Annotated in this window: 12 protein-coding genes; 7 read left to right on the top strand and 5 right to left on the bottom strand. The window is 62.6% G+C overall.

Features of this window, described 5'->3' with window-relative positions:
• Positions 1-40 precede the first annotated feature (40 nt).
• Together RHO23_RS18810 and RHO23_RS18805 are read left to right on the top strand one after the other, a co-directional pair.
• Positions 41-1,681 carry an AMP-binding protein gene (locus RHO23_RS18810; protein WP_423488183.1) on the top strand — a complete coding sequence of 547 codons (1,641 nt, stop codon included), beginning with the start codon at positions 41-43 and terminating at the stop codon, positions 1,679-1,681.
• Entirely contained in the window at positions 1,671-3,554 is a 1,884-nt protein-coding gene (locus RHO23_RS18805; RefSeq protein WP_423488182.1) for an acetoacetate--CoA ligase, read from the top strand. Before RHO23_RS18810 ends, RHO23_RS18805 begins: the two co-directional genes overlap by 11 nt.
• A 17-nt stretch (positions 3,555-3,571) precedes the next feature.
• Here the strand turns inward: RHO23_RS18805 and RHO23_RS18800 are convergent, their stop codons facing one another.
• On the bottom strand, positions 3,572-4,627 hold the full coding sequence (locus RHO23_RS18800) for a ferredoxin--NADP reductase (protein WP_046256075.1): 1,056 nt from the start codon (positions 4,625-4,627) through the stop codon (positions 3,572-3,574).
• A 59-nt stretch (positions 4,628-4,686) separates the two neighbouring features.
• Here RHO23_RS18800 and RHO23_RS18795 point away from each other — a divergent pair, with 59 nt between their 5' ends.
• The 4 genes from RHO23_RS18795 to RHO23_RS18780 are packed head-to-tail and all read left to right on the top strand — an operon-like array spanning position 4,687 to position 8,793.
• Complete coding sequence (locus tag RHO23_RS18795) at positions 4,687-5,571, top strand: SDR family NAD(P)-dependent oxidoreductase (protein WP_052399558.1); 885 nt, start codon at positions 4,687-4,689, stop codon at positions 5,569-5,571.
• Positions 5,572-5,606: 35 nt separating this feature from the next.
• On the top strand, positions 5,607-6,527 hold the full coding sequence (locus RHO23_RS18790; protein ID WP_046255047.1) for a reductase: 921 nt from the start codon (positions 5,607-5,609) through the stop codon (positions 6,525-6,527).
• 11 nt (positions 6,528-6,538) lie between these two features.
• Positions 6,539-8,038: a flavin-containing monooxygenase gene (locus tag RHO23_RS18785; protein ID WP_070951946.1), complete on the top strand. Its 1,500-nt coding sequence runs from the start codon at positions 6,539-6,541 to the stop codon at positions 8,036-8,038.
• A complete protein-coding gene (locus tag RHO23_RS18780; RefSeq protein ID WP_423488181.1) occupies positions 8,035-8,793 on the top strand; it encodes a MerR family transcriptional regulator in 759 nt (252 codons plus the stop codon). The genes RHO23_RS18785 and RHO23_RS18780 overlap by 4 nt, the downstream gene beginning before the upstream one ends.
• A gap of 18 nt (positions 8,794-8,811) precedes the next feature.
• Here the strand turns inward: RHO23_RS18780 and RHO23_RS18775 are convergent, their stop codons facing one another.
• From RHO23_RS18775 to RHO23_RS18765, 3 genes are all read right to left on the bottom strand, one after another.
• Entirely contained in the window at positions 8,812-9,072 is a 261-nt protein-coding gene (locus RHO23_RS18775) for a cytochrome C oxidase subunit IV family protein (RefSeq protein WP_217340170.1), read from the bottom strand.
• 4 nt (positions 9,073-9,076) lie between these two features.
• Entirely contained in the window at positions 9,077-9,589 is a 513-nt protein-coding gene (locus RHO23_RS18770; protein WP_423488180.1) for a cytochrome c oxidase subunit 3, read from the bottom strand.
• A 77-nt stretch (positions 9,590-9,666) separates the two neighbouring features.
• Positions 9,667-10,419, bottom strand: coding sequence for a hypothetical protein (locus tag RHO23_RS18765; protein WP_423488179.1), 753 nt, complete (start codon positions 10,417-10,419; stop codon positions 9,667-9,669).
• Positions 10,420-10,913: 494 nt separating this feature from the next.
• Between RHO23_RS18765 and RHO23_RS18760 the strand changes: the two genes are divergently transcribed.
• Positions 10,914-11,309 (top strand): hypothetical protein, encoded by a 396-nt coding sequence (locus RHO23_RS18760; protein WP_423488178.1) that lies wholly within the window; start codon positions 10,914-10,916, stop codon positions 11,307-11,309.
• Here RHO23_RS18760 and ligD read toward each other — a convergent pair.
• A complete protein-coding gene (gene ligD, locus RHO23_RS18755) occupies positions 11,306-12,514 on the bottom strand; it encodes a non-homologous end-joining DNA ligase (RefSeq protein ID WP_423489259.1) in 1,209 nt (402 codons plus the stop codon). The genes RHO23_RS18760 and ligD overlap by 4 nt on opposite strands.
• Between the last annotated feature and the right edge of the window lie 98 nt (positions 12,515-12,612).

The following is a 12,612-nucleotide window of genomic DNA, read 5'->3' as shown; positions in this document are numbered from 1 at the left end:
CGTTAGAGTCGTGGTCGGTCTATGTGGTGAAAGCGAGACGATGAAGTCCTATGAGGCCGGGCCGTCGACGTCCCCGATCATCGAGGAGACGATTGGGGAGAACTTCGAGCGCATCGCCGGTACCTATCCCGATGTTGATGCGTTGGTCGACGTCGCGGGTGGACGCAGATGGACATACCGGGAGCTCGACGCCGACATCAATCGCGTTGCGCGCGGCCTTATGTCACTCGGAATCGACGCAGGGGACCGGGTGGGCATCTGGGCGCCGAACTGTCCGGAGTGGGTCCTGGTGCAGTACGCGACGGCAAAGATCGGCGCAATACTGGTCAACATCAATCCGGCCTACCGAACCCATGAGCTGGCCTATGCCCTCAATCAGTCGGGTGTTCGCACGCTGGTCTGTGCCACGGCGTTCAAGTCCTCCGACTACGTCACGATGATGGAACAGGTGCGCCCGGAGGTGCCCTCGCTGGTGGACGTCTTGTTCATCGGTACCTCCGACTGGGCGGATCTGATTACCGTCGCAGGGCAGGTCTCCGAGGAGGCACTGCGCACCCGGATGTCACAGCTGTCCAACACCGATCCCATCAACATCCAGTACACCTCGGGGACAACGGGTTACCCGAAGGGTGCGACGCTGTCGCACCGCAACGTGGTCAACAACGGATACTTCGTGACCGAGTCGATCCACCTGGAAGCCGGCGATCGGCTGTGCGTCCCGGTGCCCTTCTATCACTGCTTCGGAATGGTCATGGGCAATCTCGGATGCACGACGCACGGCGCCACCATCGTGGTCCCGTCGCCGGGATTCGATGCGGCACGCACGCTCGAGGCGATCGAACGTGAGCGCTGTGTGGGGGTGTACGGGGTGCCCACCATGTTCATCGCCATGCTGGCAGACCCCGATTTCGCGCAGCGCGACCTGTCCAGCCTGCGGACGGGAATCATGGCGGGTTCGGTGTGCCCCGTGGAGGTGATGAAGCGGTGCATAGACGATCTGCACATGGCAGAGGTGGCAATCGCGTACGGAATGACCGAGACGTCACCTGTCTCGTGCCAGACGCTCGTCGACGACGACCTCGATCGCCGCACTGCGACAGTCGGGCGTGCGCACCCGCACGTTGAGATCAAGGTGGTCGACCCCGGGACCGGAGAAACGGTGGAACGCGGGCACTCTGGTGAGCTGTGCACGCGCGGCTATTCGGTGATGCTCGGATACTGGAACAACCAGGAGTGCACCCGTGAGGTGATCGACTCCGACGGATGGATGCATAGCGGGGACCTGGCCGTGATGCGAGAGGATGGCTACTGCACCATCATTGGGCGAATCAAGGACATGGTGATTCGTGGCGGCGAAAACATCTATCCGCGCGAGATCGAGGAGTTTCTGCTCACCCATCCCGACATCGAGGATGTTCAGGTTGTTGGGGTGCCGGACGAGAAGTACGGCGAAGAATTGTGCGCGTGGGTTCGGATGAGGACAGACCGTGCGAGTTTGGACGTCGCGGCCGTGCGTGCCTTCGCCGCGGGGCGCCTTGCCCACTACAAGATTCCGCGCTACGTGCAGGTGGTCGAGAGCTTTCCGATGACCGTCACCGGGAAGGTGCGCAAGATCGAAATACGGGCGCAGGCGATCGAACTTCTGGGGTTGCGCGAGCCGGGCCGGTCGCATGGGGAGTAACGCGTACGAGCGGTTCGTCGAGCACGTATCGCAACGGTATGGGCTGTCACTGAAGGACTATGCCGATGTGTGGCGCTGGTCCGTTGATTCCGTACCGCAGTTCTGGCGCGCATTGTGGGAGTTCTTCGATGTTCCGGGACGCGGGCCGCGTGACGGCGATGACGGCGTGCTGTCCGATTCGGTGATGCCGGGCGCGCAATGGTTTCCGGGCACCGAGCTCAACTACGTGAGCCCGATGCTGCGCCACGCACATCTCGACGGGGACGCCATCGTGGGTGTGGATGAAGCGGGCGGACGCATCGCGATCAGCTGGGGTGAACTGCCCGGCAGGATCGGTGCGGCGGCCACGGAGCTGCGTCGGCTGGGGGTCGGCCGCGGTGATTGTGTGGCCGCGTATCTGCCGGATGTGCCCGATGCCATGGTCGCCTTCCTGGCCACCGCGGCGGTAGGGGCGGTGTGGGCGGGATGCGGCCAGGACTACGCCCCCGAGGGGGCGGCGGCGCGGCTGGGTCAGCTCAATCCCAAGGTTCTCATCTCCGGCCCCGGATACCAGTACAACGGTCGGTGGGTGGATAAGGCAGCCGACACCGCCGAACTGCATCGCCTGCTGCCCGGTACTCCGGTGCTGATAGTCGAATTGCCCACGGGTAGTGAAGATCCCGTAGTCGAGATGGTTCCATTCGATCATCCGATCTGGGTCCTGTTCAGCTCGGGCACCACCGGCAAGCCCAAGGGGATTGTGCACGGCCACGGAGGCATGCTGCTGGAGCATCTCAAAGGGGCGGGGCTGCACTGCGATCTAGGCCCGGGCGACGTGTTCTTCTGGCAGACGGCGTTGTCGTGGATGATGTGGAACTTCCGGTTGAGTGGGCTGCTGGTCGGCGCCACCGTGGTCTGTTACAGCGGGCATCCGCTGTATCCCAACGCGGATCGGCTGTGGGAGCTGCTGGGTTCCGAGGCGGTGAGCTACTTCGGCACCAGCCCCGGACACCTGCAGGCAACCAAGAAGGCGAAACTGGAGCCCTCGGCCATCCATGACCTGAGTGCACTGAAGACTTTGGGAAGCAGCGGATCTCCGCTCTCGCCGGACCTGTTCGATTGGGTGGGTTCGCATGTCGGGGTCACGGTGTCGTCCCTGTCGGGAGGTACCGACGTGTGCACCGCCTTCGCCGGCGGTACACCGGGAGTGCCCGCGCATCCCGGCGAGTTGCCCGCCCGCTACCTGGGGGTGGACCTGCACAGTTGGTCACCCGATTGCCGGTCCCTCGTCGGTGAGGTAGGCGAAATGGTGATCCTGCAACCCATGCCCTGCATGCCGATCCGATTCTGGGATGACCCCGATGGATCACGTTATCGGGCTGCCTATTTCGAGCATGAATGGGCCGATGGCCCACACCCCGGGGTCTGGCGCCATGGTGACTGGGTCACCGTCACCGAGCACGGATCGCTGGTCATCCATGGACGCAGTGACGCCACCCTGAACCGCAACGGAATCCGGATGGGCTCGGCGGACATCTACGAGGTCGTGGAGTCCATGGACGAGATCGCGGAGGCATTCGTCCTCGGTGTCGACGGGCCCGGTGGCGCGTATTGGATGCCGCTGTTCGTCACGATGGCGCCGGGGCACACCTTCGATGCCGACCTGGGTGCCCGGATCGCGCGGGAGATCCGGGCCCGGTTGTCGCCGCGGCATGTCCCCGACGAGGTGATCGAGGCGCCGGGAATCCCGCACACCCGAACCGGCAAGAAGCTCGAGGTCCCCATCTGTGGTGTGCTCGCCGGACGCGTTGACGTGTCATTGGATCCGCGTTCGATCGACAATCCCCATCTGGTCGACTGGTACCGGGAGCAGGGGAGCGGTCACCGCTGGTAGCGGCACCAAAGCTTCTGCTAGCGGTCGAAGGCGATGGTCAATGTGTCCGACTGCGGCAGTGACTGGCACGCCAGCCGCACGCCGTGGCGGATCTCGTGGTCGTCGAGGATGTCGTTGACCTGCATTGTCACTTCACCCTCGCGAAGGGTGTAGGAGCAACCACCGCAGTTCCCCTCGCGGCAGACGTAGGGCGCATCGATGCCGAGGCCGAGGAGCACATCCAGAAGGATCTGTGTTTTCGGCCAGCTGATCTGGTGGGTGTCGCCCTCGATCTCGACGGTGGCGCTCACCGCATCGGGATCGGTCGGTGCGGTCGCGACAACTGGTGCCGCGGCGAAGGCATCGGTGCTCAGCGACACGAAGACCTCACGATGGATGTTCTCTCGGGCCAGTCCGGTATCGCCTAGTGCGGCCGCCGCTACATCCATGAAAGGGGCTGGGCCACAGAGATATGCGGCAGTGCCGGGGACTGGGGTGGGCAGCAGCGCGCGCAGGCCGTCCGGGGTCGGCAGACCGGCCTCCGCCTCGATCCAGTGCACGATCGCCAGGCGGCTCCCGTATTTCGACTGCAGTGCCGCCAGCTCGGCCTCGAAGATCACCGATTCGCGGTCTCGGTTGGCGTAGACAAGGACGGCATTCTGTACGGAGTGGGAGAGCACCGTCCGGATCATGGACATGATCGGCGTGATGCCGCTGCCCGCGGCCACGAACACCGGAACTGCCACGGTGTCACGCATGGTGAATGCCCCTGCAGGGCGAAGTGATTCGAGCGTCATTCCGGCGCGAGCGTTATCGCACAGCCAGTTCGAGGCATGGCCGCCGGATGTGCGTTTGACGGTGACCTTCAGATGTTCGTCGAGGCCGGGTGCGCTCGAGAGCGAGTAGCACCGAGATACGGAGTCCGTGCCGGCCGGTACGCGCAGCGTGAGGAACTGTCCGGATTTGTAGGCGAAGTCTGCCCGGGCGTCGTGCGGCGCGGCGAACACGATGGAGACCGCATCGGGAGTTTCGGCGATGACTTCGAGCACCTCCAGTGCGTATGCGCTGGGGGCGGTGGACGCGTGCGTCGTCATGCGAGTTCCTTCCGGAGTGGTGTACGCCTCATTGTCATCATGCACTGTGCCATTGACAAATGGCACAGTTGCTGTTGTTCTATTTCCTCATGGGGCTCCTTGACGTCTTCAGACGCCCGCCGATCTCTGTGAACTCAAAAGCAGTGGTCACCGGCGCGGGCAGTGGTATCGGGCGTGCTTTCGCTCTTGAACTGGCCCGCCGTGGCGGTCACGTGATCTGCGCGGACATCAACGCCGAACGGGTCGCGGAGACCGTGGCTGAGATAGACCGGCTGTCTGCGGGCTGCGCACATGCGGTGACCTGCGATGTCTCATCGCGAGATGAGGTGGAGAAGCTGGTCTTCGAGGCGCAGGAGGTGTTCGCGGGGCCGCCCACGCTGGTGATCAACAATGCGGGCGTCGGAATCGGCGGTAAGCCGGTCGGCGAGATCGGCATGGACGACTGGAAGTGGGCGCTGGGTATCAACCTGTGGGGCGTCATCTACGGCTGCGAACTGTTCACGCCATTGCTCCGTGCGGCCGGCCGCGGCGGAATCATCAACGTCGCCTCCGCCGCGGGGTTCGCGGCAGGTCCCTCGATGGCCTCGTACAACGTGTCCAAGGCCGGGGTCATGTCTCTGTCGGAAACCCTCGCTGCCGAGCTGAGCGGCACCGATATCAACGTGACCGTGCTGTGCCCCACCGTCGTCAAAACGAACATCTTCAAGGACGCTCGCCTCACCGGGGTGGAGATCGGCACCTCGGGCTTGGTCGACCGGCTCATCGAGCTCACCGGTTTTTCCCCGGAGAGGGTCGCCGTGAGCACCCTCGACGCACATGACCAGGGCCGCCTGTATGTGGTCCCGCAGTTCGACGCGAAGGTCATCTGGCACTTCAAACGGCACTTCCCCGTGCTACACGCGCGCGTTGCGGGCTTGCTTGGCCGCCTTCTTCCCACTCACTGAACTTCGTATCACCTGACTGAAAGGAAAAACGTTACATGTCAATGGATCTCGACAACATGCTGCAGATGATCAAAGACAAGCAATGGTCCCTGGCCGACATCGACTGGGAGGCGCCCGGTGCCGAGCTGATCGAGCCAGAGCTACATGCCAAGCTCAAGCCGTTCATCGCGGATCTGATGTGGATCGAGAACGTCGGCGCACGCGGATTCGCGGCGCTGGCCAAGAAGGCGCCGAACCCCACTCTCAAGAGCATTTACGAGCACTTCCATGCCGAAGAGCAGAAGCACGCCAACGCCGAGCTCGCGCTGATGCGCCGGTGGGGCATGCTCGAGAACGACGAAATCCCTTCCCCGAGTATCAATGTGCAGTTGGTGATCAACTGGCTCGACAAGTACTCCGACGGGATGTCGCTGTCGTTCCTGGGGACGGTCATCCCCATGCTGGAGGTCGCTCTGGATGGTGCACTGATCAAGTTCATCACCGACGAGGTCAAGGATCCGATCGCGCAGGAGGCCTTCAAGCGGATCAACTCCGACGAATCGCGGCATCTTGCAGTGGATTTCGAAGTCATGGACATCCTCGGCCATGCCAAGATGCGCAAGATGCTCATCGAGTTTGTCGGCGGCTGGCTCAAGCCCAGCCTGCTGATCGGCGTGCTGAGCTATGTGCCGCTGCTCAACAAGATGCGCGACAACATCGTGGCGATGGGTGTCGACGAGGAACGTCTCTATGGGGCGATGAAACGGTACAAGAGCGTGGGCGAGCGTAACGAGAATGTCCGGCGGCTGCCGAACTACCGCATCATCTCCTGGCATGCGATGAAGGTGATCAATCGCAAGTCCAAGTACCACATCACCGCTGACTTGCTCGTGAAATTGACGGGCAGAATTCCCATGCGGTTGGTGGAGAACAAGCCCACCTGGTCGCAGGAACTCACCTACGAACCCGTCGCCTGAAAGCAGCCAGCATGAACATCTCCGTAGCCATCATCGGTGCCGGCTTTGCCGGCATCGGTGCAGCGATCCGCCTGAAAGACAAGGGAATCACCGACTTCGCGATCTTTGAGCGCGGAGACACGGTGGGTGGCACCTGGCGTGACAACACCTACCCCGGGGCGGCGTGCGACATTCCCTCGAGGCTGTACTCCTACAGTTTCGCGCCAAATGCCGAGTGGTCGCACACGTACTCCGGTAGCGGTGAAATCCTGGGCTATATCGACCAGATGGTCGAATCGGCAGGCCTTCGGTCGTACATCCGCTTCGGGCACAACGTCGTTGGCCTCACGTATGACGAGGCCAACGGGGAGTGGACTGTCGAGTTCGAGGGCCAGGAACCGGTGCGGGCCCGCACCGTCATCATGGCGTCCGGCCCACTCGCGAATGTGAGCTTTCCGGCCATTCCGGGCCTTGAGAGCTACGAGGGCCACAAGATCCACAGCGCGCGATGGGATCACGATTACGACTTCACCGGCAAGCGAGTGGCAGTGGTCGGCACGGGAGCCAGCGCCGTCCAGATCATCCCGGAACTGGTGAAGTCCGCCGAGCTGGTGAAGGTTTTCCAGCGGACGCCCGGCTGGGTTTTGCCCCGCGTCAACCGCGCCACCGGCAGTCGGCTCAAACAGCTGTACCGCAACTGGCCGCTCAGCCAGCGGCTGGCGCGTGCGGCCTGGTTCTGGGGACATGAGTCGGTGGCCATGGGTGTTGTGTGGGATACACCATTCACTCGCGTGGTCGAGGCGGTCAGCTCCGCGCACCGGCGCATGCAGGTCAAGGACCCGTGGCTGCGCCGGCAGCTGACACCCGATTTCTCGGCCGGCTGCAAGCGTCTGCTGATGACCAGTGACTACTACCCAGCCTTGCAGGCAGAGAACTGCAAGCTGGTCACCTGGCCCATCGCCCGGCTGGCCCCGAAGGGTATTCGCACGGTAGAGGGTATTGAGCACCAGTTCGATTGCATCGTCTTCGCCACCGGTTTCGACGTGTGCAAGGCCGGGACGCCCTTCCCGGTCACCGGGATCGACGGACGGGACCTGGCCACCGAGTGGTCGGGAGGGGCATATGCCTTCCGCAGCGTGGCGGTGTCGGGCTATCCCAATCTGTTCCTTACCTTCGGACCCAATTCGGGACCGGGGCACAGTTCGGCGCTGGTGTACATGGAGGCGCAGATCAACTACATCACCGACGCGATCGCGGCGGTGGTCAACAACGGCTGGAAATCGGTGGAGCCCCGCCCCGAGATCCAGGAGAGCTACAACCAGGACATCCAGCGGCGCCTGCAATCCACCACGTGGAACTCGGGCTGCCAGAGCTGGTACCTGACGGATGACGGCTTCAACGCGACGATGTTCCCCGGATTCGCCACGCAGTACGTCAACCAACTCAAGAGATTCGACCTGCAGGACTATAAAATCACTGTCTCGAACACCAGTGACGAACTGATACTGACAGGGCCAGCTTCGAAACCATGACCGAGTACCGGATCGACGACCTCGCGCGGGCATCGGGGACGACGACCCGGAACATCCGTGGTTATCAAGAACGAGGGCTCCTGCCCCGGCCGCTGCGCCGGGGCAGGACAGCCATCTACAACGATTGGCATCTGCGCCAGTTGAGGGCGATCAATCGACTGCTCAGCGAGGGTTTCACTCTCAAACACATCACGAAGTTCCTCAGTGGGCTGCAGCGCGGCGCCCAGCTCGCCGATGTGCTCGACCTGTCGGATCTGGAGGGCCTGCTCGAGAAGCGGTTCTCCAACGCTGCCCAGGGAAATCTCTCGTTGAGGGAGCTCGAAGAGACGCTCGGCCCGATCGATTCGGCGGCCCTTGCGCGCCTGATCGAAGCCGGGCTGATCCAGCCTGTTGACGGCTCGGATTCTTATCTCGTCACCGATCTCGACACCATTGACAACTTCGCGGCGTTGATCTGCCTCGGAATGAGAGTGACCGACCTAGCCGACATCCACGTGAGGACCAACGCGAAGCTCGACGATGCCGCACGGGTGCTTATCGGTGCCGCGCGCGATGAGGTGGCACGTCAACGTGGGCCCGGTTGGGTTCCCTCCACCGACGACGAACTGGCTTGGGCAACAGAACTTATCGGGACGATGCGCCGTGCGGCGACGCATACCTCGCACGCCGCCATGAACCGAGCGCTCGATGACGCGCTGCGCGCCGAGATGGACCTGTACCGGGAGCAGGCGCAGCTGCCCACCGATCCTGCGTGAGTTGCCGGAAGGCTTCGGCTACACATAGAAGAACCCGAGCAGTATCGCCAGGACGGATGCGACGTATCCACCGAAGAGGAACTGCAGCACCCCTGGCGCTTGGCGCAGCTCCATGAAGTAGTTCCCTACTAGCCAGATCTTGACGAAAGTGATGGCGACGATTATCGATGAGATGTTGTAGCCATGTCCCTTCTCGGCGTCAAGCAGTAGCGAGATACATGTTGCCGCAACGAGAACCAGGAAAACCAGTGTCGCTTTGCGACTGTATGTGAGATTCATATGCCTATGCCAGATAGAGAAGTGAGAAGAGCCCGATCCACAAGAGGTCGATGAGATGCCAGAAACAGGAGCCTCCCTCGATGAGCCGGATGTCCGAACTGGCCGCGGCACCGCGTGATGCATATGTCATCGCCCCGAGTATGACCGTGGCAACAATGGTGTGAACCAGATGGATTCCCGTGAAGACGAAGTAGACCATGAAGAAGTGACTGGTCATCGGGCTCAAGCCTTGGCTTGTAACCTCATGGTATTCAATTAATTTCACGCTGACGAAGCAGATACCACTGCCTGCCGCCGCTAGGTAATAGCGGGCCGCGTGTGTTGATCCGTTTCGCGCCTTCTCCAGGCCGAGTACCACGAGCAGTGAGCCGCTCAGCAGCAGAAGGGTATTGAGTGCTCCGAGGCCAAGGTTCAACTGGGATTGCCCGGAGGCGAATGCCTCTGCTTCCGATGATCGATAGTGTGCGATGACGGCAAAGAATGCCGCGAAGACGATCAGGTCGCCGAACAGAAACACCCAGAGTCCGGGCTCTCCGGGGACGTGGGGCTCTCGCCGGTCGGTCGTGGTTCGCTTGCGGGTTGTCAGATTTCCCGTCATGAAACCGTTGGCTTGAGCTGCTCCCGGCAGGTGGAAATCCCTGTCTGGGCCCGATAGTCGGATAGCAGGGCCTGTGCGAGCGCGGCGAACATTCCCGCCTGGAAGATCGCGGTGGCAGCTGCCGGGATGTACAGGCCGACAAGGCCGTCGTACGCGAATGGCCCGTCCTTGAAGAAGATGATCAGCGCTGATCCGGCGAACAGAAGTCCGCACCAGAGGAGGAGATAGGCCGACCAGCGTGGCAAGGGCTCGTTGCCGGGTTCGGCGCGCAGGATCGCTATCGCCATGAGCGTGAACAGGACGGTGAACACGGCCCAGGTGAAGAGGAAAATGAACCACCCCAGGTCGTTGAGTGCCTGGGTGATCTGCGGTTCGATTTGTTCGGGGCGGAAAGCGGCCACCGACCACGCGATGAACGGAAGAACCAGGAGAAAGAGCGCGATCGGCATGAGTACCAGCGATGCGTAGGTGAACACCGGGGTGCCTCTTTCCGCTCGGTGCAGCCGGGCGAGTACTACCCCCAGTGGCAGCGCAAAGAGGGGCAGGAAGAACAGGGCCACGATGCACCCGAGCCGTATGTGATTCTTGTTCTCCACATAGAACGCCGCCAGCTGTTCAGCGCTCCAGGCCGGGCTTGGCGCCGGTAATGCAAAGCGCGCCAGGAGAATCCATCCGACGACGAACGCCAGTGTGAATCCGCCGATTCCGATGGCGGTGAATACGGCCTGCGTGCGGACGTTTGATGACATGTGGGCAGACTCCTCAATACGTGGGCAGAAGATTCCAGGGCAGTGGGGATAGCGATGCCCGGGATCGGGGATCTCCGGGTGGGGCTCGCTGTGCTCAGGCTCTGGAACGACGAGAAGCGATCACGGATATCCGCACCGCTCCGAAGTTGAACTCAAGGTCGGATGACACCAAGCGTGTTGTGTAGAGCCAACTCTGGAACCGATGGCGAGGCCGATGGAGAGCGGATGCACGGCTCAATGCGCACCTCCTTGTGCGTCTGTCGGTGCGTGCGGGTCGCCGCACCAAGCCGATTTACGGTATATGGACAATCGTAAATTGAACAGTCGGTAATATCCGGTATCACATGGGTGCCTATGTGTGACCACCATCACAGCGGGAGGGGATGGCGCAACGATGGGAACTGTCACATAGTAAACCGATTGGTATATTTCGAATCGATTTCCATAATCGTTGTAGGGCAACGTCTATGGACTGAACTCAACGAGGAGAACTCATGTCCGCGTCGGTGGTCGTCCGCTCAAACCCCCTGAAACTTCTCATCCTGGGGCGCAGCATCGTTGCCTCAGGCAGTCTCCTGACGCCGAACGTGTTCGCGCGTGTGTTCCGGATGGAGGCGGCGGGTACGCCTGCCATACCCATGGGCCGCATGTTCGGTATCCGCAACGCGCTGTTGGCGTTTGGACTGGCGCGCCTTGGTGCATTCACCGCCCCTTCCACGTTCCTGAAACTCAATGTGTTGACCGATGGGGTTGACGCGGCAGTGCTGGTCGCGGCCGGGCGCCGGGGTGAAATCAGCAAGCTGACTTCGACTCTCGGCACTACGGTGGCGCTATCGGCCGTGGTGTTGGGCGCAGCCTCGTTGGCTGCTCAACCGGCGCAGCAGGGCTAGCCCCACGGCGAGTAGTCGGCGATCAGTTCCTCCTGCGCGGGCCGCTCGGCCTCGGGGACGTGCACCAGGTTGACTCGCACCCGATACCAAATCGAGCTGGGGCCGCGCATGCCGTCAATCAGAATATCTTGCGGTTCAAGTAATTTAGCTACTGCTGGATACTTGTCCCGCCACATGCCGAACGCGGCCTCAGCCTCCGGCTTGGTCTTGGTTCGCGCAATCTCGACCAACGGCATGATCGACTGACGCCGACCGTCCCGGGAAGCGCCTTTCGGGGCTTTTTCGGCGGGGCCCAGTTCGGCGGCCAGCTCCAGGAGCTGATCCAGCGCCCCGGTGCCGGCTTGCCTTTCGGCGTCCATGTCCCGCCACGGATCGCCGATCTCAGCGAATCGTTGGCGCACGGTGTGCAGCGTGAACTCCGAAGGGCGACAACGGGCGACCTCGTCCCAGCGCAGCGGCGTCGACACCCGGGCATCGGGGGTCGCACGCACGGAGTACGCCGAGGCCACCGTGCGATCCTTGGCGTTCTGGTTGAAGTCGACGAACACCCCATGGCGTTCCTCCTTCCACCACCGGCTGGTCGCCAGCTCCGGGGCGCGCCGCTCCACCTCGCGGGCCACCGTCTCGGCGGCCAGACGCAGCTCCCGGAACGTCCATCGCGGCGCGATGGGCGCGTAGATATGAAAGCCGCGCGAGCCAGACGTCTTCGGCCATGCCGTCAGCCCATGGTCTTCAAGAACCGCGCGCACGACGAACGCGACATCGAGGATCTGGCTCCACGGCACCCCCGGGACGGGGTCCAGGTCAATACGCAGCTCGTCAGGATGATCCAGATCGTCTGCACGCACTGGGTGCGGATTGAGGTCGACACATCCCAGGTTGACCACCCACGCCAACGACGCCGCATCGGTGACAACGGCCTCTCGGGCGGAGGTTCCGCGCGCGTAGTGCAGCTCCGCGGAGGCAATCCAGTCCGGCCGCTTCTCGGGCACCCGTTTCTGGAACACCGCCTCCTGTGAGATGCCCTTGACGAACCGCTTCAGAATCATCGGCCGGTCACGCACGCCGCGCAGCGCCCCTTCGGCGACATCCAGGTAGTAGTGCACCAGGTCGGCCTTGGTGACGCCCGCTGTGTCCTCACCCGGGGGAAAGACCACCTTGTCGGGGTGCGTGATGGTGACCTCGCGCCCCGCGACCTGCAGCACGACGTCTGCCATGGCGTCATCGTAGGGCTGCAGACCGACTTTCCCGGGCGTAGTTGGTGACGGGCCCCCGACCGACCGGTTGGCTGTGCCGCTGAGAG

Origin of the sequence: Mycobacteroides sp. PCS013, from assembly GCF_049532645.1 — a bacterium.
GTDB lineage: Bacteria > Actinomycetota > Actinomycetes > Mycobacteriales > Mycobacteriaceae > Mycobacterium > Mycobacterium gwanakae.
The sequence above is the reverse complement of the archived record's forward strand: the minus strand, read 5'-3'. Positions and strand labels throughout refer to the sequence as shown.

Excerpts from the sequence above, each read along its gene's own strand:
- RHO23_RS18810 (WP_423488183.1), top strand. The coding sequence starts at position 41 with ATGAAGTCCTATGAGGCCGGGCCGTCGACGTCCCCGATCATCGAGGAG.
- RHO23_RS18805 (WP_423488182.1), top strand. The coding sequence starts at position 1,671 with ATGGGGAGTAACGCGTACGAGCGGTTCGTCGAGCACGTATCGCAACGG.
- RHO23_RS18800 (WP_046256075.1), bottom strand. The coding sequence starts at position 4,627 with ATGACGACGCACGCGTCCACCGCCCCCAGCGCATACGCACTGGAGGTG.
- RHO23_RS18795 (WP_052399558.1), top strand. The coding sequence starts at position 4,687 with ATGGCACAGTTGCTGTTGTTCTATTTCCTCATGGGGCTCCTTGACGTC.
- RHO23_RS18790 (WP_046255047.1), top strand. The coding sequence starts at position 5,607 with ATGTCAATGGATCTCGACAACATGCTGCAGATGATCAAAGACAAGCAA.
- RHO23_RS18785 (WP_070951946.1), top strand. The coding sequence starts at position 6,539 with ATGAACATCTCCGTAGCCATCATCGGTGCCGGCTTTGCCGGCATCGGT.
- RHO23_RS18780 (WP_423488181.1), top strand. The coding sequence starts at position 8,035 with ATGACCGAGTACCGGATCGACGACCTCGCGCGGGCATCGGGGACGACG.
- RHO23_RS18775 (WP_217340170.1), bottom strand. The coding sequence starts at position 9,072 with ATGAATCTCACATACAGTCGCAAAGCGACACTGGTTTTCCTGGTTCTC.
- RHO23_RS18765 (WP_423488179.1), bottom strand. The coding sequence starts at position 10,419 with ATGTCATCAAACGTCCGCACGCAGGCCGTATTCACCGCCATCGGAATC.
- RHO23_RS18760 (WP_423488178.1), top strand. The coding sequence starts at position 10,914 with ATGTCCGCGTCGGTGGTCGTCCGCTCAAACCCCCTGAAACTTCTCATC.